Here is a 19,918-nt window from a genome sequence, read left to right as displayed (position 1 = left end):
AACTGCCGCAGACCTGTTATTCACCACTATTCGTAGACGCGCTGATCCTCGATCACCAACCCGTCTTTGGGCAGCGAGCCGGGGGCGACGACTTCGATTGCGCCTTTCAGTTTCAGCACTTCGGCCACCGATCTGGCATATGCCGTATCATCCCCGCCTGTGCTTTCGATCTGGACAGTCATCGAATCCATCTCGCCCTGACGGGTGGCGATGACACGAGCCTTGACGATTTCCTCATGCTTGTCGACCAAAGCGGCAACCTGTTCCGGACGCACGAACATACCTTTGATCTTGGTCGTCTGATCTGCACGCCCCATCCAACCTTTGATCCGGGTGTTCGTGCGACCGCAGGGGGAAATCCCCGGCATCACGGCGGAAAGGTCGCCTGTCGCAAAGCGGATCAGCGGGTAATCGGGGTTGAGAGAGGTCACCACGACCTCACCCACCTCACCCGGTGCCACCGGAGTTCCGGTTCCAGGTGTCACAATCTCGACAATCACGTGCTCGTCGATGATCATCCCGTCGATCGCGGCGCTTTCATAAGCAATATTGCCCAGATCCGCTGTCGCGTAACATTGCAGGCACGAGATACCCCGGTCGGCGTATTCCTGTCGCAGAGACGGGAACAAGGCCCCACCTCCAACGGCGGCTTTCGAGAAATGCAGTGAAACGCCCATCTCATCGGCTTTGTCCAGAATGACCTTCAGGTAATCCGGCGTTCCTGCATAGGCCGTACAGCCAACGTCGCGGGCGGCAGTCACCTGCAACTCGGTTTGTCCGGTTCCTGCGGGCAGAACAGCCGCGCCGACAGCCCGTGCGCCATTTTCAAAGATCATACCGGCTGGGGTTAGGTGATACCCAAAACAGTTCTGGACAATGTCCCCTGCGCCAACACCCGCGGCATTCAGGAAACGGCCCATGCGCCACCAGTCGTGATCAGTGCTGCCCGGCTCATAGATCGGTCCCGGCGACTGGAACACATGATGGAAATGCCGCGCCGGTTTCACTGTAAATCCACCAAACGGGGGGCGTTTGGCCTGTGCTCTGGTCAGGTCCGATTTCCGCAGAACCGGCAATGTTGGCAAATCTTCAACTGATTTTACCTTATTAGTGTCTGATTCTGACAGATGCGACGCAAATCCAGGGGCCGACATCGCGCGTTTGATCTGCTCCACTAGTGCCCTGGCCTGGTCCGAGGCGCGTTCGTCTGCCGAGCGTGTTTCGAGTGCGTCGAAATAGGTCATAGCCATATCCTCCATCCGCTCACAGCCACCTTTTGCGACGACGATAGGACCGCACATCGCGAAAGCTTTTGCGGCCTTCGTCGGACATGCCCAGGTAAAACTCTTTCACATCCGGGTTTTCGCGCAGGTCGGCTGCCGGGCCATCCATCACGACACGCCCGGATTCAAGAATGTAACCGTAATGTGCAAAGCGCAGGGCGACGTTGGTGTTCTGCTCTGCCAGCAGAAAGGACACGCCCTCTTTTTCGTTGAGGTCCTTCACGATACTGAAAATCTCTTCGACCAGCTGCGGAGCAAGACCCATTGAGGGTTCGTCCAGCAAAATCGTCTCGGGCCGCGACATCAAGGCCCGCCCCATGGCAACCATCTGTTGTTCCCCACCCGAAGTATAGCCTGCCTGCGACCGGCGGCGTTCCTTGAGCCGGGGAAAATATGCGTAAACCATCTCAAGATCCCGCTGGACCGCAGCCGCCCCGTCTTTGCGGGTGTAGGCGCCGGTCAGCAAGTTTTCTTCGACGGTCAGGTGCTCGAAACAGTGGCGGCCTTCCATCACCTGAATGACACCCTTTTCAACCAGATCGGCCGGATCGCTTTCATGCACGTTCTGGCCGCGATACTTGATCGAACCTTTGGTGACTTCTCCGCGTTCGGAATGCAGCAGGTTCGATACGGCCTTGAGCGTGGTTGTCTTGCCCGCACCATTGCCGCCCAGCAACGCTGTGATGCCGCCCTTTGGAACGCTCAGGCTGACGCCTTTCAACACGAGGATCACGTGGTTGTAGATCACCTCGATATTATTGACCTCAAGCAGGGTTTCCGCCTGCACGTCAGTGGTTTGTGCCGCATCCAGCATCAGCGCGTTTCCTCATGCCTGCCCGTTCCGGGGCTGTTCGTGAGGAGCGGCAGGTGACCCGCCGCTCCGGTTGTCTGAACGCCCCGGATCACATCCGTGGCGCAACATGCCTTACTCGCAACGTGGCGAGATGCTGTTTTCGGTTGCGTAGGCACCGGAATCTTCTTCGATCAACGCGCCGATAACTTCGGCATCTGTCGGTTTGAAGTCCTGTACCGGGTTCCAGGCACCAGTCGCCGCATCCCACTGAACAACACCGACAAGGCCGGGGCCGCCGTGGTTTTCGCAGGAAACCGAGAATTCAGGGCCGAACCCGGACATGCCAAGCGCTTCCATCTTGGCGTTGGTCATTTCCAGTGCTTCCATGCCGTCGCGCATCATCGACGCGTCGATATCAGCGGTTCCGTGCATCGCCTGCGCCGTTTTCACAGCCTCGGCTGCCAGCATGGCGGCATAAAGACCACGGTTGTACTGAACTGTACCCAGCTGATCGCCGGCACCTGCAGCCTTGCCCGAGTCAACGACGTACTTTTTCAGGTCGTCATAGACCGGATAGTCCATGCCAAGGCCGGTAAAGGTCAGCGCCTTGTAACCGGTCGCTTTTTCGCCAGCAGGCTGAACGTCGAATTCCGCGCCAGACCACCAGACACCGATGAAGTTTTCCATCGGGAAACGGATGTTGGCCGCTTCCTGAACCGCAACCTGGTTCATGACGCCCCAGCCCCACATGATGACATAGTCAGGCTTTTCGCGGCGAATTTGCAGCCATTGCGACTTCTGCTCCTGGCCCGGGTGATCAACCGGCAGCAAGGACAGCTCATACCCATGCTTTTCAGCCAGAGTTTCCAGCGTCCGGATCGGTTCCTTGCCGTAAGCAGAGTTGTGATAGACCAGCGCAATCTTCTTGCCGCTCAGGTCACCGCCATTTTCATCCAGCAGATAGTTGATCGCACCGGACGCACCGTTCCAATAGTTGGCCGGATAGTTGAACACGTGGCTGAATACTTTGCCGTTCGCAGCCGAGGTCCGGCCATACCCCATCGTGTGCAGCGGAATGCCGTCTGCGGTCACTTTGGGGATCAGCTGATAGGTGATACCGGTCGACAGCGGCTGATACACCAGCGCGCCTTCACCTTTGGTGGATTCATAGCATTCCACGCCTTTTTCGGTGTTATACCCGGTTTCGCATTCGATCACGTTTGCTGGTACACCGCCGATGCCACCGTCCCGCTCGTTCAGAAGCGTGAAATAGTCGGCGTAACCGTCCGCGAATGGAATACCACCGGCCGCATAGGGCCCGGTTCGATAGCTGAGCGACGGGAACACAAGATCCGCCATCGCAGGTCCTGCCGCCATCAGGGCGCTCAGCGCCACGGTTGCCAGTTTCTTGTTCATCGGGTGTCTCCTCCCTTGATTGATCCGATATTGAGTTCGGGCTTGATCACCCGTCTTTATGATTGGGCCAGCCCTCAATGCGGGAACGGCCAGAGTCTGAGTTTCTCTTTCGCAACGCGCCACAACTGTGCCAGACCGTGGGGCTCCAGGATCAGGAACATGATGATCAGTGCGCCCACGATCACCAGCTGAAGATGGGCAACGATATCGGTCGGCCAACCCAGAAGATCGACGCCAACCAGTTTGAGCAGAACCGGCAGCAGCACGAGGAAGGCCGCCCCGGCAAAAGACCCGAAAATCGAGCCTAATCCGCCGATAATCACCATGAACAGCACCAGGAATGACTTCTGAATGCCGAATGCTTCGCCCACCTCGACCGCGCCGAGATAGACGGCAAAGAACAAGGCCCCTGCGATGCCCACAAAGAACGAGCTTACAGCGAAAGCGCTGATCTTGGCTTTCAGCGGGTTCACCCCGATGATTTCGGCGGCGATATCCATGTCGCGGATCGCCATCCATGTCCGCCCGGTCGTGCCGCGGGTCAGGTTGCGCGCAATAATCGCGCTAAAGGTCAGGAAGATCAGGCAGAACAGGTAGGTCGCCCAGGCCGGGGCGTTCGGTCCCGAGATGATAATGCCGAACACGTCACGCTCGGGCGCGTTGATCTGACCCGAGGCCGAGTAGTTGTAAAACCACGGCACCCGGTTGAAGAGCCAGACCAGAAAGAACTGTGCCGCAAGCGTGGCCACCGCCAGATAGAACCCCTTGATCCGCAGGGAAGGCAGGCCGAACAAGACGCCTACAATCGCTGTGATACCACCAGCCAACAGGACATGAATGAACATGCTGACATCTGGAAATGCGGTCATCAACTTGTAGCAGGCATAAGCACCCACTGCCATGAAACCGCCTGTACCAAGGCTGACCTGCCCGCAATAGCCCACGAGTATGTTCAATCCGATCGCCGCGATGGCATAGATCAGAAAGGGCAGCAGCAGGGCGTTTGCCCAATAGTCGTTGATGATGAACGGAATGATCCCGAACGCCACCGCCAGAACGACATAGTACCGGTACCGGTCGAACTTGATCGGGAAAGTCTGGCTGTCATCCACGTAGGAGGTTTTGAAATCTCCGGCCTCACGATAGAACATCTGTTACTTTCCCCATTCTTCCTGCGCCCGGTTACGGGTCGCGGCGTCCAGCTGGCTGGACCCTTTGGCATATCCGCTCGCCTCAGAGGCGCGCACCAGTTTCAGGTAGGCCAGAACGCCCATGATCAGACCGGCAAAGGCCAGGATCGCGGCAATCGTCAGCTGGCTGTCAGTCAGGTCATTCGAGGTCAGCGCGATATAGCCAAAGGCCCAGAACCCCGCCCATGCGATCACGTTGATGATGGCGATCAGCTTGGTCATGCGTTACACCCTCTCGATGATCTTCTCGCCGAACAGACCCTGCGGTCTAAACACCAGGAAGATCAGCGCCAGCACATAGGCAAACCAGTTCTCGGTCGCGCCGCCGACCAGCGGGCCAACCGAGAATTCGAACAGCTTCTCGCCCACACCGATGATCAGACCGCCGACGATGGCACCGGGGATCGAGGTGAACCCGCCCAGCATCAACACCGGCAGCGCCTTGAGTGCGATCAGCGACAGTGAGAACTGCACGCCCGATTTGGTGCCCCACATGATCCCCGCGACCAGCGCCACGAACCCGGCCACCGACCAGACCATGACCCAGATGAAGTTGAGCGAGATCCCGACCGAAAGTGCCGCCTGATGGTCATCCGCCACCGCGCGCATGGCCCGCCCCTGCTTTGTGTACTGGCTGAAGGCCACCAGCGCCGCCACCAGAAGCGCCGCAATCACGGTTGCCACGATGTCGAGGTTGTCGATGAAGAAGCCATAGCCAAAGATGTTAAAGGTGAACTCGTCGATCCACAGGTTGATGCCCTGCGGCAGACCCACATCCAGCGTCTTGATCTCGGAGCCCCACATAAGGTCGGCCACGCCTTCAAGGAAATAGGCCAGACCGATCGTGGCCATGAACAGGATGATCGGCTCCTGCCCAACCAGATGCCGCATGACAAAGCGCTGCACACACCAGGCCAGCAGAACCATCACACCCATTGTCAGGATGATCGCCAGCAGGGCGGGGATGTTCCAGCCGAAGTTATAGACATGAGTGCCGAAGGTCGCGTTGATCAAATGCGCGAAAGGCACCTGCCCGTTCATGATCCCGACCAATGTCATCGCCGCAAACAGGGCCATAACCCCTTGCGCGTAATTGAAAATTCCCGAGGCCTTGTAGATCAGCACAAAGCCCAGCGCGACCAGCGCATAAAGCACCCCGGCCATCAGACCGTTAAGGATGACCTCCGTGGCAAAGATTAACTGCTCAGGCATATGTGCCTCCCCGGATATCTGCTTTGTTCTCAGTCATGGCTGACCCCCAGATAGGCGTCGATGACTTCCTGATTGTTGCGCACCTCGTCGGGTGTACCGTCACCAATCTTCTTGCCGTAATCCATCACGACCACGCGGTCGCTCAGGTCCATCACCACGCCCATATCGTGTTCGATCAGGGCGATGGTGGTGCCGAATTCGTCATTCACATCGAGGATAAAGCGGCTCATGTCCTCTTTCTCTTCGACGTTCATGCCCGCCATCGGTTCATCCAGCAGCAAGAGCTTTGGTTCTGCTGCCAGTGCGCGGGCCAGTTCGACGCGTTTTTTCAGGCCATAAGGCAGGCGCGCTACGGGCGTCTTGCGGATGTGCTGGATTTCAAGGAAATCGATGATCTTCTCGACCGCCTCACGGTTTTCAACCTCTTCCGCCTCGGCCTTTCCCTTCCACCAGGCCTGCTGGAGGATGTTGGTCTGCATGAAGTTCAAGCGCCCGGTCATGACGTTGTCCAAAACACTCATCCCCTCGAACAGCGCGATGTTCTGGAACGTCCGCGCGATTCCCTGCTGCGCCACCTCAAAGGGCCGCATCGCTGGGCGTTTTGATCCGTGGAACCAGACCTCGCCTTCCTGCGGGACATAGAACCCCGAGATAACGTTCAGCATGGATGATTTTCCGGCCCCGTTCGGCCCGATGATGGCGCGAATTTCGCCTTCGCGAATATCGAACGAGATGTCCTTGATCGCCACGACGCCGCCAAAGCGCAGGGTGATGTTCTTCATTTCCATCACCACGCCGCCGATCTTGCGACCGTCTTCGGTGACATATCCTTCGGCGTTATCCAGCATCAGTCACTCCCTGACTTGCGCATAAACGGGATGGCGGGCGTGGCGATGGCCGCAGGTCTAGCGGTGCAATGGCGGCCCTCATTCCGCTGCCACCTTGTGCTGCGCACCCGGTACAACCGGCGCATCCACGATTTTCAGCGTCGCGCTGATCGATCCCTTGCGCCCATCTTCATAGGTCACTTCGGTCGTGGTCGACACGCTTTCGGACCCGTCATAAAGCGCCGCAATGATGTCGTGGAACTTCTCTTCGACAAACCCACGCCGCACTTTCCGGGTGCGCGTCATCTCACCATCATCAGCGTCCAGTTCTTTGTGCAGAACGACAAAGCGATGCACCTGGCAACCGGACAGCATTTCATCAGCTGCTACCGATTTGTTGACCTCTTCCACATGCGCCCTGATTGTCTCTAACACACGCGGATGGCCTGCCAGTTCCTGATAGGAGGCATAGGCCACGTTGTTGCGTTCCGCCCAGTTGCCGACCGCTGTCAGGTCGATATTGATGAAGGCCACGCAGCGATCCTTGCCGTTTCCGAACAGAACGACCTCGAGAATATCGGGATAGAATTTCAGTTTATTCTCGACATATTTCGGCGCAAACATGGACCCGTCGGCCATTTTGCCCACGTCCTTGGCGCGGTCGATGATCCGCAGATGGCCGCTGCTTTCCTCGATGAACCCGGCATCACCCGTTGCCACCCAGCCTTCGGCATCTTTGGTCGATGCCGTGGAATCCGGGTTGTTGTAATATTCGACAAACACGCCGGGCGAGCGGTAATGGATCTCGCCCTTGTCGTCGATCCTGATCTCGACATCCGGCGCGGGCACGCCAACCGTGTCGGCCCGAACCTCGCCATCCGGCTGTACGGTGATGAACACGGTTGCTTCGGTCTGGCCATAAAGCTGTTTCAGGTTGATGCCCAAAGATCTATAGAAATCAAAGATTTCCGGTCCGATCGCTTCACCCGCTGTATAGCCAACCCGGAACCGGCCATAACCCAGCGTATCCTTGAGCGGCCCGTAGACCAACAGGTTACCCAGCGCGTATTTCATCCGGTCGCCAAAGCCGACGGGTTTGCCATCCAGCAACTTGCCACCCACTTTTTTGGCATGCGCCATGAAGTGATGGAACATGCGCTGCTTCAGCTTGCTCGCATCCTCCATCCGGATCATCACATTGGTTAGCTGGCTTTCAAACACGCGTGGTGGGGCGAAGAAATAGGTCGGCCCGATTTCGCGCAGGTCGGTCATCATCGTGTCGGCGCTTTCCGGGCAGTTCACGCAGAACCCGCACCAATAGGCCTGACCGATGGAAAAGATGAAATCCCCGACCCATGCCATTGGAAGATAGGAAAGGATATCTTCATCGCGGGTCAAATGGTCGAAGATCGCTGAATTCTTGGCGCTTTCGATCACGTTGCGGTTCGAAAGAACCACCCCCTTGGGCTTGCCCGTTGTGCCCGAGGTATAAAGCATGACGCAGGTGTCGTTATAGGTGATCTCAGAGATGCGCTTGTCCAGCTCTGCATCAAACCGCTGATGTCCTGCCTGACCTTCGGCCATGAGGTCTTCCAGCGCGTTCATCTGGCTGTGGTCGTATTTCCGCATCCCCCGCTTGTCGGTATAGAGGATGTGCTTGATCTGGTGCACTTTTTCCTGAATCTCGATGACCTTGTCGACCTGTTCCTGATCACCGCAGACGACATATTTCGCGCCGCAATGCTCCATCACATAGGTCATCTCTTCGGCGACTGCGTCCTGATACAGAGGCACCGGAACTGCACCGACCATCTGTGCTGCGACCATGGTCCAGTAATGTGCTGGCCGGTTGCGTCCGATCACGGCAATGTGGTCACCGCGCTCAACCCCAATTTCAAGAAATCCAAGGGCGAGCGCGCGAATTTCCTTGGCCGCTTCAGCCCAGGTCCAGCATTGCCAGATCCCAAATTCTTTTTCCCGATAGGCCGGGGCATCCCCGAACTGGGTCGCGTTGCGGTGTAGAAGCGCCGGAAGGGAATGCAACCCTTCGGCGCCCGACTGCGTCTGAGCCAATCTTTTTCTCCTCCCCATCCGGCCTCCTCAAAGCCGGAAATGGCGGATCCGGGAAAGCCCCCGGATGCCAGTGCCCCGATTTGGAACACTCGCACGATCAGCGTCAACTTTTTCCTGATGTTTTCTCAATTCTTACGAATTGTAACAGGTGCAGAGGGGTGATGTTACGTTTTGTACAATATGAACATGTCGGGCTATTGAACGGTTATGCGCTGCACAGGTTGTTATGCGGGTTCGACGAACAGGACGAAAATTGCGAAGAGGCACAACCAGAAGAGAGAGCAACTGCGCCATCTATTAATCTCAGAACGACGCGAAAATTGTCTCTGAAATCACAAACCTGCGACAACCACAGCTTCCGTTTTTCGCCACGGATAGCTGGACATTACCAGCTATCTATTCAAAGTGAGGCGACTTACAATTCATTTGAGGACAGAAGGTTGGGACTCAGGCGATTTTTCAGGCGGCATTTTCGCGCGCAAACTCATACTCCAGCGCAAAATCAGGAATACCAAGCAGGTGCCGGGCACCCTCTTTACAACTATGTTTGCGATTTTCCAGCTTTGGATCTAATTCGTGAGTTCGCCGAACCCAATCCGAAAGCAACAGACGGGGTGGTGACCAACTTTCTTGGCGTCAGAATTGAACCACGCGTGATGTCCAGCATCCTGGAACCCCTGGCAGGCAAGGTAGAACCTATTCCCGATCCGGGTAATTGGCATGCAGACATCGCAGAATGGGCGGCAACACTTCTGTCTGTGAAAGAGGCCTCAGGTACTTACCGGATTATTGAACTTGGTTGCGGTTGGGGATGCTGGCTAAATAATATGGGCTTCGTCGCCAAAAAGAGAGGGTTAAGCGTCGACCTGATCGGTATCGAAGGTGACAGCTCTCATCTGGAAAACGCCGAGCGCACGTTTCAACTGAACGGCTTCAACCCAAGTGAGTACCGCCTTGTCAATGGGGTGGCCGCCAGCAAAGAGGGCATCGCGCTTTTCCCAAAATACGAAGAGGCGCACGAAAACTGGGGCGCAGAGCCGATTTTCTATCCGGACGAAAAGGTTCTGGCCGAATCCCGCGCCAAAGGTGACTATACAGAGCTGAATTGTTATACGCTTGAAACCCTGTCTAATGGCGAAGCTGTCGATCTGCTACACATCGATATTCAGGGCTCGGAGCTGGACTTTGTGCAGAGCAACTTCGACGGCATAGAAAATCTTGTAAAGCGCGTGTTTATCGGAACGCACTCTCGCTATCTTGAAGGCGCTTTGCAGGAGTTTTCCTGACAAAGGGATGGACGCTCGAAATGGACCGCCCCGTGATTCACAGGTTGATCGAAGGTCGGCCACAGATCGAAATTGATGGCGTGCTGCTGTTCAAAAACCCGAACCACGACAAGCTACCGCTTCATTGACAGAAATGCGGTTTGCGTCTGGCGTTTGGCGCTATTGGTTTCTTGTGACGGTGCGGGAATGCCGCGCCGTCCGATGACCGTCTGTATTTAGCAGCCGCATCATCTTTTACATTATACAGATATCCAGATTAGCTTTGACCTATAAGTGGTATCCGGTAGCCTTGGGCTTTACCGTACCAAACAGGTCCTGTGTGCAGCAGGGACGCCGGACCGGCAAACAGAATTCGACCTTCGGCAGGTTGGCGCGGTTACTGATACTTAGCTTTTAATGCTGCTTTTTTAAAACGACCAACAGATGTTGAGCGCAACGTGTACAGCAACCCCAAAAGTTTCGTGTTCAAGGGCATTGTCTTATCGCGGTAAACGAGACTTGCCTCATAGGGCTTGTTGGCGTCGCAAAGTTCAATGATTTCACCTGCGGCCAAAAGCATCTCTTCCATCAAGGCTTCGGCGGCTTCCGCCTTGCTTGCCTCATCCTCTGAAATTGTTTTGTCTCTTTGGGACTTTCGGCGGAAATCCACGATGGCAGCAGGCACGTATTCAGTGACCCGATTTCTGAATCGCGTCATGTCAGAGCCATTGGCCTGAGTGCCGTCCGATTTGGTGTAGGAGTTGTAATCACCGTATAGGGCCAGGATCGTGCTCGTCTGGTGAAACAAAAGATCTTGCCGTGCAAAATCGAGTTCGACGTAGCGGTCAATTCGGGCCTGTTCTTCGATCATGACCGTTATCGCAGTCTTCGCATCATCTGCTTTGGCACTATGAACCGCCAAAACAAATAAGGCCAAAATCAAAGCAATCCTGGACCCCCAAAGCTTTCCAACTCGACTTGCAATCATAACGAGGTACTCCTTCACCATTGAGAAAGCACTCGAACACTACCACAAATCGGCAAATAAATCCGCCAAGCCGAAATTCGGGCCGTTAGCGCCTGACGCCTTTTGAGCCCCTACAACCAATCCCGCAGGATCGGGATCAGGGGCACATCCGCGGCCGGCATGGGGTAATTGCGCAGGTCATTTGCGCGGACCCATTTCAGCGCCTGCCCCTCTTTCGACTGTGGGATGCCCTGCCATTTGCGGCAGGCGAACAGAGGCATCAGCAGGTGGAAATCATCATAGCTGTGGCTGGCGAAGGTCAGGGGGGCGAGGCACGAGGCCCAGGTATCGATGCCCAGCTCCTCGTGCAATTCGCGGATCAGGGCGGCCTCGGGGGTTTCGCCGGGTTCGATCTTGCCGCCGGGAAACTCCCAAAGACCGGCCATGGATTTACCCTCGGGGCGTTGGGCCACCAGCACCCGGCCCTCGATGTCGATCAGGGCGACAGCTGAAACCAACACGGTTTTCACGAGCGGTAATCCGCGTTGATCTCGATATATCCATGCGTCAGATCGCAGGTCCAGACGGTGGATTTGCCCGCGCTCAGGCCCAGATCAACGGCGATGACCAGATCCTGACCTTTCATATAAGCGGCGGCTGCGTCTTCGCTGTAATCGGGGCTGACCCAGCCTTTTTCGGCCACAAGGATGTCGCCGAAAGAAATGCTCAGCAGGTCGCGATCCGCCGCGGCACCGGATTTACCGATGGCCATGACGATACGACCCCAGTTCGGGTCTTCGCCCGCGATGGCGGTTTTGACCAGCGGAGAGTTGGCGATGGCAAGGCCGTGGATCTTGGCGTCAGCGTCTGTTGCGGCCCCTTTTACGCGGATTTCGACGAATTTCGTGGCACCTTCGCCATCGCGCACCACTTGCTGGGCCAGATCCAGCATCACGGCTTCCAACGCCTCGGCGAAAGCCGCGTTGCCGGTGGCGTCCACACCCGAAGCGCCGGTGGCGCACAGCAGCAGGCTGTCCGAGGTGGATGTATCGCTGTCCACGGTGATGCAGTTGAACGTCCGGTCTGTCTGCGCGCTCAGCATCGCCTGCAACGCTGATTGTTCGACCTGCGCGTCGGTGAAGATATAGACCAGCATCGTCGCCATATCTGGCGCAATCATGCCCGAACCCTTTGCAATCCCCGCAATAGAGACTGTTTTGCCATCAATTTCGACCTGCGCCACGGCCCCTTTCGGGAAGGTGTCCGTGGTCATGATCGCGCGTGCGGCGTCTTCGATCGCGTGACGGCTGAGACCCGCCTTCAGCGTTTCAAGCTTGGCAATGATGCGGTCATGCGCCAGCGGTTCACCAATCACGCCGGTTGAGGAGGTAAAGACCCGCTCGACCGGAACACCTGTCGCCTTCGAGACGGCCTGCGTCACCTCGGCCACCGAGGTCTGACCATAATGCCCGGTAAAGGCATTGGCATTGCCCGAGTTCACCAGGATCGCCGCCGGGCCATCGCTGGGCCCGCCGATCTTGTCCTGACAATCCAGAACCGGGGCGGCACGCGTGGCTGAACGGGTAAAGACCCCGGCCACAGATGTGCCCGGGTCCAGCACGGCCAGCATGACATCGGTGCGGCCCTGATATCGCACGCCCGCCGCGACGGTGGCGAACCGCACACCGTCAATTGCAGGCAAATCAGGGAAGGACGCTGGCGCCAGCGGCGAAACCTTGGTGATCTTGGCCACGGGGATTACTCCTGAATCAGGTCCAGCTGGCGCAGGACTTCGGGTCCGGCACCTTCCAGAGCGGGGCGGTCGATCTGGGCCTGCTGTGTCAGTTCATCGATGCGCGCCTGAATGGCGTCCTGCTGAACAGTTTGCGCAAGCTCTTCGCGCACGGCGTCCAGCGCGGGCGCTTCGGTTTTGCGCTTGTCGTTCAGCTTGACCACATGCCAGCCGAACTGCGTCTGAACCGGATCGGACACCTGCCCTTTTTCGAGCGCGACCACGGCTGTTTCGAATTCCGGTACCATCTGGCCCTTGCCGAACCAGCCCAGCGCGCCGCCATTGGGGCCGGACGGACCGGTGGAATGCGCGCGCGCGAGTTCGGCGAAATCGGCGCCGTCATCAAGCTGCGCCTTGAGGTCGTTGGCCTGTTCTTCGGTCTCGACCAGAATGTGGCTGGCATCGAATTCGTCTTCACCCGCGAAATTGTTGTACTGCGCGTCGTAGGCTGCCTGAATGGCCTCGTCTGTGACAACCGTATCGGTCAGGGCTGTGACGGTCTGAACCGCCAGAAGTGAGCGTTCTTCATTTTTCAGCCGCAGCGTGTTCAGTTTGTTCAGCCCGTCCTGCTGTTGCCCCAGCAATTGCTGCTGGATCAGCTGTTCCAGCACGAAGTCGAACAATACGTCATCTTCGGCCTGCTGGTACTGCGGCGGCAGGGCGGCAACGGTAGCGATCACGTGACCCAAAGTGATCTCATCCCCGTTCACACGCGCCACCACGGTGGAAGCATCCGGCTGTGTTTCGGCGGCCAGCGGCAGGGCCATCATGGCGGTCAGAGCCAGCGATGGCAGAAAAGTGAGGCCTTTGGGCATTGAATCATCCTATTTCCTTGCCGCGGCAGGGCGCAGCGTTGACACTCTGGAACCTGCCGCTTACATCGCTTTGAAGCCTTGGACAGGGCCGCCTTTCACCCCCCGTATCTATGGGTTGCGCGCAAGGTGGGCAAGCCTGTCAAAAACCAAGACAAGAACAGATCCGCTGGAGTGAACATGCTGGGACTCGGAACGCTCGCCAAAAAGGTGTTCGGAACACCGAACGACCGCAAGATCAAGGCGACCCGCCCCCTGATCGAAAAGATCAACGCGCTGGAACCCGAGTTCGAGAAACTGTCCGATCAGGGCCTGATCGACAAGACAGAAGACCTGCGCAAACGCGCGCTGGATGGCGAAAGCCTTGACGATCTGCTGCCCGAAGCCTTTGCCAACGTGCGCGAAGGCGCCCGCCGCGCGCTGGGGCTGCGCGCCTTTGACGTGCAGCTGATGGGCGGTGTGTTCCTGCATCAGGGTAACATCTCGGAAATGAAGACGGGTGAGGGCAAGACACTGGTCGCGACCCTCCCTGCCTATCTGAACGCGCTGACCGGCAAGGGCGTGCATGTGGTCACGGTGAACGAATACCTGGCCAAGCGCGACGCGGAATGGATGGGCAAGGTGTTTGCTGCCGTGGGCATGACCACCGGCGTGATCTGGTCGGGCCAGCCTGACGCGGAAAAACTGGCCGCCTATTCCTGCGACATCACCTATGCCACCAACAACGAGCTGGGTTTTGACTATCTGCGCGACAATATGAAGGCCGATCTGGAACAGGTTTACCAGAAGCACCACAATTTCGCGATTGTGGACGAGGTCGATTCGATCCTGATCGACGAGGCGCGGACGCCGCTGATCATCTCGGGCCCGGCGCAGGACCGCTCGGACCTGTATACCGCCATCGATGCGCTGATCCCGAGTCTGACCGACGAACACTACACGCTGGACGAAAAGGCCCGCAACGTGACCTTCACGGATGAGGGTAACGAGTTTCTGGAGCAGCAACTGTTGGCTGCCGGCCTGATTCCCGAAGGCCATTCGCTGTATGACCCGGAAAGCACGACCGTTGTGCATCACGTGAATCAGGGTCTGCGCGCGCACAAGCTGTTCCAGCGCGACAAGGATTACATCGTGCGCGACGGCAATGTTGTTCTGATCGACGAATTCACGGGCCGCATGATGCCGGGCCGCCGCTTGTCCGAGGGCCTGCATCAGGCCATCGAAGCCAAGGAAAACGTGCAGATTCAGCCTGAGAACGTGACGCTGGCCAGTGTGACCTTCCAGAACTATTTCCGCCTTTACGACAAGCTGGGCGGCATGACCGGGACCGCCCTGACCGAAGCAGAGGAATTTGCCGAGATTTACGGCCTGGGCGTGGTCGAGGTTCCGACCAACAAGCCGATTACCCGTGTGGACGAGGATGATCAGGTCTATCGCACCGCCATGGAAAAATATGGCGCGATGATCGAAGAGACCAAGAAAGCCCAGGAAAAGGGCCAGCCGGTTCTGCTGGGGACCACGTCGATCGAGAAATCGGAACTGCTGAGCCAGATGCTGACCAAGGAAGGCATCGCCCATAACGTTCTGAACGCCCGCCAGCACGAGCAGGAGGCGCAGATCGTCGCAGATGCCGGCCGTCTGGGCGCGGTGACCATCGCCACCAACATGGCCGGTCGCGGCACCGACATTCAGCTGGGCGGCAATGTCGAGATGAAGGTGCTGCAAGCGATTGCGGACAACCCCGAGGCTGATCCGTCGGAGCTGCGCGCCGCAGAAGAGGCGCGCCACGCGGAAGAAAAAGAAAAGGTTCTGGCCGCAGGGGGCCTTTATGTGATGGCGTCCGAACGCCATGAAAGCCGCCGCATCGACAACCAGCTGCGCGGCCGTTCGGGCCGTCAGGGCGATCCGGGCCGTACCGTGTTCTACCTGAGCCTTGAAGACGACCTGATGCGCATCTTTGGCTCGGAACGGCTGGACAAGGTGCTGACCACGCTGGGCATGAAAGAAGGCGAGGCGATCATTCACCCGTGGGTGAACAAGTCGCTGGAACGCGCGCAGTCCAAGGTCGAGGGCCGCAACTTTGACATGCGCAAGAACGTTCTGAAATTCGACGACGTTATGAACGATCAGCGCAAGGTGATCTTTAGCCAGCGTCGCGAGATCATGTCGGCCAATGACCTGTCCGAGATCGTCTCGGATATGCGCGAGCAGGTGATTGACGATCTGATTGACGAATACATGCCACCGAAATCCTATGCGGAACAGTGGGATACCGATGGTCTGCATACGGCGATCAAGGACAAGCTGACCATCGATGCCCCGGTTCAGGACTGGGCTGCCGAAGAAGGTGTGGATGACGAGCAGGTGCGCGAGCGCCTGATCAAGGCCGCTGATGAGATGATGGCCCAGAAGGCGGTTGCCTTTGGTCCCGAAAACATGCGCAACATCGAAAAGCAGGTGCTGTTGCAGACCATCGACAGCAAATGGCGCGAGCATCTGCTGACGCTGGAACATCTGCGCTCGGTCGTGGGTTTCCGCGGCTATGCCCAGCGCGATCCGCTGAACGAATACAAGAACGAAAGCTTCCAGCTGTTCGAATCCATGCTGGACGGTTTGCGGGAAACCGTGACACAGCAATTGTCGCGCGTGCGTCCACTGACCGAAGAAGAGCAAAAGGAAATGCTGGCGCAGATGGCGGCGCAACAAGCACAGGCACAGCAGGCCGTGGACAAGGCCGCAAGTCAGGCCGAGGCCAGGGCCGAAGCTGCGGCGTCAGGCGATGCGCTGCCGGGGTTTGACGAGAGTGATCCGTCGACTTGGGGTAACCCGTCGCGAAACGACCCGTGCCCCTGCGGATCCGGCAAGAAGTTCAAACACTGCCACGGCAGATTGACCTAACGTTAACACCCTCTGATCACAATGAGTCCGTCTCGCGGCCACAAATTGGCCGCGATTCGTGGCAAGAGTGCAAACTGCTCCTTCAACTGGGGAGGGTGTCTTGTTTGTAGTTCGCAACTACGTAACCATGTGCGGAACGGTCGCTTGTGCCTTGGGCATAGGCTATCTGATGCAGAACGGACCAACTGCGCAGCAGAACCGCGCGCAGGACGGTATTGATGTGGCCTCTGCTGCCGATCAGTCTTCGATTCTGTCGGGGCTAGACAGTATTGTGCTGACATCAGCCACCGCGTCAGATGCCGATCCGGTCAATGTGACACCGGCACCCCGCGCTGTACCCACTGCCCCCAAGACATCGAACTGCCGGATCAGCGCGCACGCAAAAGCAGCGCCCGGTGCCTTGGCGCACCTGTCGCTGAAAGCGCCGTGCCACAAGAATGAGCGGATAGAAATTCACCATAGCGGCCTGACCGTTAGCCAGATGACGGATGCCAGCGGCGCGCTGGACATGGCGATCCCGGCCCTTTCGGAATACGCGATCTTTCTGTTTTCTTTCGAAGATGAAACAGGCACCGTCGCCACCACTCACGTTCCCGAAATTGCCGGCTTTGATCGTGTTGTCTTGCAATGGCAGGGTGATACCGAGTTGCAGATTCACGCGCTGGAATTTGGTGCCAGTTATGGCACGGATGGCCATGTCTGGGATGACGCATCTGCAGAAGGCGCCGGTAAGGTTATGCGTCTGGGTCAGTCCGGTTCCGGTATGACGCAGAATATCGAAGTGTATTCTTTCCCGGCCAGTACGTCGGATCAATCCGGCACGATTGACCTGACCGTCGAGGCCGAAGTGACCGATGCAAATTGCGGCCACACGCTGAACGTGCAGTCGCTGGAGTTGTTGTCGGACCGCCGCCTGCGGTCGCGCGACATGTCCGTGACCCTGCCGGATTGTTCGCGCGCGGGCGAGTTTCTGGTGTTGAATAATCTGCTCTCAGACCTGACAATCGCGGCAAAGTAATCCGCAGGCAGGCTTGAACCTCTTATGACATTTTTCCGTGTGGCGGTGGCTGCGCTGTTTTCCGTGACGGCGGCGACCGGTGCTTTTGGGCAGGACATCACGTTGACCTCGCATGATGGCAAGGTCGAAGTGACCGGCAATCTGCTGAGCTTTGACGGTGAGTTCTATCGCGTCGATACGCAATTCGGGACGTTGACCGTGGATGGTTCGGGCGTCACATGCGAGGGGCCCGCCTGCCCCAACCTGATCGATTTCGTCGCCGAAGTTCAGTTTTCCGGATCATCGGTGATGGCTGAAACGGTGCTGCCCGCCCTGATCATCGGCTTTGCCCGTCAGGAAGACCTGACCGCGACCCCCGCCCGCGTGGATGAGGACACCTTTGTTTACGAGCTGCATCAGGCGGGCCGGTCGGCCCCGCTGGCACGGTTTTTCTTTGACGTGGGCACCACGGATCGCGGGTTCAGTGATCTGATCGCAGACCGGGCGGATATCGTGATGGCTCTGCGCGAGATGCGCGAGGCCGAGCGGGAGGCTGCCGAAGCTGCGGGGTTGGGCGATCTGAAGCGCGCCCGTCGGTCGCGGGTCATTGCACTGGATGCCATGGTCCCGGTCGTGGCCCCCGACAGCGTGATGCGGCAGGTTTCTCTGGCAGATATGGCTCGTATTCTGTCCGGAGAGATCAGCAACTGGGCACAGCTGGGTGGGCCGGATGCCCCTATTGCACTGCATGTGCCAGAGGCCGGGTCGGGTCTGGCGCAGGCGGTCGAGGATCAGATTCTGAAAACCGCCGGTGTGGACCTGACCGATACGGCGATCCGCCACAATCGCATACATGACCTGACCGCGGCCGTGGCAAAGGATCCGTTTTCCATCGGGGTCGCCAGCAAGGCATCGGCCCATGGCACCCGCGCTTTGCCGTTGACCGGCGGGTGCGGGCATCCGCTGGCCGCGACCCGCCAGTCGATCAAGACTGAAGATTACCCGCTGAATATGCCCATGTTCCTGTATCTGCCGGAACGACGCCTGCCCCGGATTGCGCGGCAGTTTCTGGCCTATAGCCAAAGCCCCGAGGCGCAGATGGCCATACGTGACGCAGGATATGTGGATCAATCGGCTGAAACCCTGCCGGTTGGCGTGCAGGGGGACCGGCTTGCCAATGCGGTCGTCACTGGTGGAACTGAGGTTGGGCTTGAGGAATTGCAACGCATGATCGAGACCTTGCGCCCGCTGTCGCGCCTGTCCCTGTCGGTCCGGTTCGAACCCGGATCGTCCCGCCCGGACGCGCAGTCGCGCGCCAATATTCAGCAACTGGCGCAAATGCTGGACGCGGGTACGTTGCAGGCGCGCAAGGTGGTGTTTGCAGGCTTCAGCGATGGGGACGGGGGTGCCGTTTCAAATGCCCGCATCGCCCTACGGCGCGCGCAAACCGTGCGAAACGCGGTTATCGCCGCGCTTGAAGCCCCGATCCCTGATAGTATCACGGTCACCGCCGAAGGATTTGGTGAAGCGATGCCCATGGCCTGCGATGACACCGAATGGGGCCGCAAGGTCAACCGGCGGGTCGAGATTTGGGTGCAGTAGCCGCTAGAGATACCCTTCGGAACGAAAGCTGAGCTCGGTCGATTTGCCGATGATCAGGTGGTCATGCAGGGTCAGCCCCAGGGCGGAGCAGGCATCCTGAATGCGGTTGGTCATGTCGATATCTGACTGTGACGGCGTTGGGTCGCCCGAAGGATGGTTGTGCACCAATATCAGGGCCGAGGCATTCAGTTCCAACGCCCGTTTCGCCACTTCGCGCGGATAGACCGGCACGTGATCCACGGTGCCTTTGGCCTGTTCCTCATCCGCGATCAGGACATTCTTGCGATCCAGATAGAAAACGCGAAATTGCTCGGTCTCGCGATGCGCCATTGTTGTATGGCAGTAATCCAGCAGCGCGTCCCAGCTGGATATCACGTGCCGTTGCATCACCCGCGCCCGTGCCATCCGATGCGCGCAGGCTTCGAGGATTTTCAGATCGGTGATGACCGTATCACCAACGCCCTTGATCTGGCGCAGCCGTTCTTCGGGCGCTGTCAACACGCGGTTGAAATCGCCAAAGGCATTCATCAATGCGCGTGCCAATGGTTTCACATCCTGCCGCGGGATGGACCGGAACAAAACCAGCTCCAGCAACTCATAATCCGGGATCGCTGCTGACCCGCCCGCCATGAACCGTTCGCGCAGCCGCTTGCGATGGTCTTTGATGTAGGAGGGTAACCGACCATTCGGCAGCGGCTGCGCTGGCGCTTCGTCCGTATCAAACAGCATGGGGGCTTCGGCAAAGGCGTCCTGTGTCATGCGTTTACCCTGTCGCAGAATCACTTTCCGAA

17 protein-coding genes are annotated in these 19,918 nt (G+C 58.0%); 4 read left to right on the top strand and 13 right to left on the bottom strand.

The genetic code is table 11. The annotated features are described in order from the left end of the window. Positions 1–26: 26 nt before the first annotated feature. The 8 genes from ACR0DY_RS11410 to ACR0DY_RS11375 all read right to left on the bottom strand — a co-directional run bounded on the left by ACR0DY_RS11410 (position 27) and on the right by ACR0DY_RS11375 (position 8,812). Entirely contained in the window at positions 27–1,244 is a 1,218-nt protein-coding gene (locus ACR0DY_RS11410) for a phenylacetate--CoA ligase family protein (RefSeq protein WP_480482433.1), read from the bottom strand. Between the two features lie 19 nt (positions 1,245–1,263). Continuing rightward, a complete protein-coding gene (locus ACR0DY_RS11405) occupies positions 1,264–2,097 on the bottom strand; it encodes an ABC transporter ATP-binding protein (RefSeq protein ID WP_480482435.1) in 834 nt (277 codons plus the stop codon). A gap of 111 nt (positions 2,098–2,208) precedes the next feature. Further along, positions 2,209–3,492 carry an ABC transporter substrate-binding protein gene (locus ACR0DY_RS11400; RefSeq protein WP_267363927.1) on the bottom strand — a complete coding sequence of 428 codons (1,284 nt, stop codon included), beginning with the start codon at positions 3,490–3,492 and terminating at the stop codon, positions 2,209–2,211. Between the two features lie 74 nt (positions 3,493–3,566). Further along, positions 3,567–4,643 (bottom strand): branched-chain amino acid ABC transporter permease, encoded by a 1,077-nt coding sequence (locus ACR0DY_RS11395; RefSeq protein ID WP_480482437.1) that lies wholly within the window; start codon positions 4,641–4,643, stop codon positions 3,567–3,569. A gap of 3 nt (positions 4,644–4,646) precedes the next feature. After that, a complete protein-coding gene (locus ACR0DY_RS11390) occupies positions 4,647–4,904 on the bottom strand; it encodes a hypothetical protein (protein ID WP_209506939.1) in 258 nt (85 codons plus the stop codon). A gap of 3 nt (positions 4,905–4,907) precedes the next feature. After that, positions 4,908–5,894 carry a branched-chain amino acid ABC transporter permease gene (locus ACR0DY_RS11385; protein WP_480898306.1) on the bottom strand — a complete coding sequence of 329 codons (987 nt, stop codon included), beginning with the start codon at positions 5,892–5,894 and terminating at the stop codon, positions 4,908–4,910. 29 nt (positions 5,895–5,923) lie between these two features. Beyond that, positions 5,924–6,742, bottom strand: a complete 819-nt coding sequence (locus ACR0DY_RS11380) for an ABC transporter ATP-binding protein (RefSeq protein ID WP_480898303.1) — start codon at positions 6,740–6,742, stop codon at positions 5,924–5,926. Positions 6,743–6,820: 78 nt separating this feature from the next. Beyond that, positions 6,821–8,812 carry an AMP-binding protein gene (locus tag ACR0DY_RS11375; protein WP_480773068.1) on the bottom strand — a complete coding sequence of 664 codons (1,992 nt, stop codon included), beginning with the start codon at positions 8,810–8,812 and terminating at the stop codon, positions 6,821–6,823. Between the two features lie 143 nt (positions 8,813–8,955). Here ACR0DY_RS11375 and ACR0DY_RS11370 point away from each other — a divergent pair, with 143 nt between their 5' ends. Next, positions 8,956–10,080 carry a class I SAM-dependent methyltransferase gene (locus ACR0DY_RS11370; RefSeq protein ID WP_480898301.1) on the top strand — a complete coding sequence of 375 codons (1,125 nt, stop codon included), beginning with the start codon at positions 8,956–8,958 and terminating at the stop codon, positions 10,078–10,080. Between the two features lie 376 nt (positions 10,081–10,456). Here ACR0DY_RS11370 and ACR0DY_RS11365 read toward each other — a convergent pair whose 3' ends face one another. The 4 genes from ACR0DY_RS11365 to ACR0DY_RS11350 form a co-directional block, all read right to left on the bottom strand. Further along, positions 10,457–11,047: a hypothetical protein gene (locus tag ACR0DY_RS11365; protein WP_480826511.1), complete on the bottom strand. Its 591-nt coding sequence runs from the start codon at positions 11,045–11,047 to the stop codon at positions 10,457–10,459. A gap of 110 nt (positions 11,048–11,157) precedes the next feature. After that, a complete protein-coding gene (gene mutT / locus ACR0DY_RS11360; RefSeq protein ID WP_209506934.1) occupies positions 11,158–11,556 on the bottom strand; it encodes an 8-oxo-dGTP diphosphatase MutT in 399 nt (132 codons plus the stop codon). Continuing rightward, positions 11,553–12,779 carry a bifunctional glutamate N-acetyltransferase/amino-acid acetyltransferase ArgJ gene (argJ, locus tag ACR0DY_RS11355; protein ID WP_480831958.1) on the bottom strand — a complete coding sequence of 409 codons (1,227 nt, stop codon included), beginning with the start codon at positions 12,777–12,779 and terminating at the stop codon, positions 11,553–11,555. The genes mutT and argJ overlap by 4 nt, the downstream gene beginning before the upstream one ends. 5 nt (positions 12,780–12,784) lie before the next feature. Then, positions 12,785–13,633, bottom strand: a complete 849-nt coding sequence (locus ACR0DY_RS11350) for a peptidylprolyl isomerase (RefSeq protein ID WP_480773066.1) — start codon at positions 13,631–13,633, stop codon at positions 12,785–12,787. Positions 13,634–13,810: 177 nt separating this feature from the next. Between ACR0DY_RS11350 and secA the strand changes: the two genes are divergently transcribed. The 3 genes from secA (at position 13,811) to ACR0DY_RS11335 (ending at position 19,127) form a co-directional block, all read left to right on the top strand. Then, positions 13,811–16,528 carry a preprotein translocase subunit SecA gene (gene secA, locus ACR0DY_RS11345; RefSeq protein ID WP_480898298.1) on the top strand — a complete coding sequence of 906 codons (2,718 nt, stop codon included), beginning with the start codon at positions 13,811–13,813 and terminating at the stop codon, positions 16,526–16,528. A 100-nt stretch (positions 16,529–16,628) separates the two neighbouring features. Then, a complete protein-coding gene (locus ACR0DY_RS11340) occupies positions 16,629–17,546 on the top strand; it encodes a hypothetical protein (RefSeq protein WP_480546055.1) in 918 nt (305 codons plus the stop codon). A gap of 24 nt (positions 17,547–17,570) precedes the next feature. After that, the gene (locus ACR0DY_RS11335; protein WP_480546056.1) at positions 17,571–19,127 is read left to right on the top strand and encodes a phosphate ABC transporter substrate-binding/OmpA family protein; all 1,557 of its coding nucleotides are present in this window, start codon (positions 17,571–17,573) and stop codon (positions 19,125–19,127) included. Between the two features lie 3 nt (positions 19,128–19,130). Here ACR0DY_RS11335 and radC read toward each other — a convergent pair whose 3' ends face one another. Next, positions 19,131–19,886 (bottom strand): RadC family protein, encoded by a 756-nt coding sequence (radC, locus tag ACR0DY_RS11330; protein WP_209506928.1) that lies wholly within the window; start codon positions 19,884–19,886, stop codon positions 19,131–19,133. Positions 19,887–19,918 lie beyond the last annotated feature (32 nt).

It is taken from the genome of Ruegeria sp. O6, from assembly GCF_056535045.1.
The sequence above is the reverse complement of the archived record's forward strand: the minus strand, read 5'-3'. Positions and strand labels throughout refer to the sequence as shown.

Coding starts and splice junctions, on each gene's coding strand:
- ACR0DY_RS11380 (WP_480898303.1), bottom strand. CDS start 6,742: ATGCTGGATAACGCCGAAGGATATGTCACCGAAGACGGTCGCAAGATC.
- ACR0DY_RS11385 (WP_480898306.1), bottom strand. CDS start 5,894: ATGCCTGAGCAGTTAATCTTTGCCACGGAGGTCATCCTTAACGGTCTG.
- ACR0DY_RS11350 (WP_480773066.1), bottom strand. CDS start 13,633: ATGCCCAAAGGCCTCACTTTTCTGCCATCGCTGGCTCTGACCGCCATG.
- ACR0DY_RS11370 (WP_480898301.1), top strand. CDS start 8,956: ATGTTACGTTTTGTACAATATGAACATGTCGGGCTATTGAACGGTTAT.
- ACR0DY_RS11400 (WP_267363927.1), bottom strand. CDS start 3,492: ATGAACAAGAAACTGGCAACCGTGGCGCTGAGCGCCCTGATGGCGGCA.
- ACR0DY_RS11365 (WP_480826511.1), bottom strand. CDS start 11,047: ATGATTGCAAGTCGAGTTGGAAAGCTTTGGGGGTCCAGGATTGCTTTG.
- ACR0DY_RS11410 (WP_480482433.1), bottom strand. CDS start 1,244: ATGACCTATTTCGACGCACTCGAAACACGCTCGGCAGACGAACGCGCC.
- secA (WP_480898298.1), top strand. CDS start 13,811: ATGCTGGGACTCGGAACGCTCGCCAAAAAGGTGTTCGGAACACCGAAC.
- ACR0DY_RS11335 (WP_480546056.1), top strand. CDS start 17,571: ATGACATTTTTCCGTGTGGCGGTGGCTGCGCTGTTTTCCGTGACGGCG.
- ACR0DY_RS11390 (WP_209506939.1), bottom strand. CDS start 4,904: ATGACCAAGCTGATCGCCATCATCAACGTGATCGCATGGGCGGGGTTC.
- ACR0DY_RS11395 (WP_480482437.1), bottom strand. CDS start 4,643: ATGTTCTATCGTGAGGCCGGAGATTTCAAAACCTCCTACGTGGATGAC.
- radC (WP_209506928.1), bottom strand. CDS start 19,886: ATGACACAGGACGCCTTTGCCGAAGCCCCCATGCTGTTTGATACGGAC.
- ACR0DY_RS11405 (WP_480482435.1), bottom strand. CDS start 2,097: ATGCTGGATGCGGCACAAACCACTGACGTGCAGGCGGAAACCCTGCTT.
- ACR0DY_RS11375 (WP_480773068.1), bottom strand. CDS start 8,812: ATGGGGAGGAGAAAAAGATTGGCTCAGACGCAGTCGGGCGCCGAAGGG.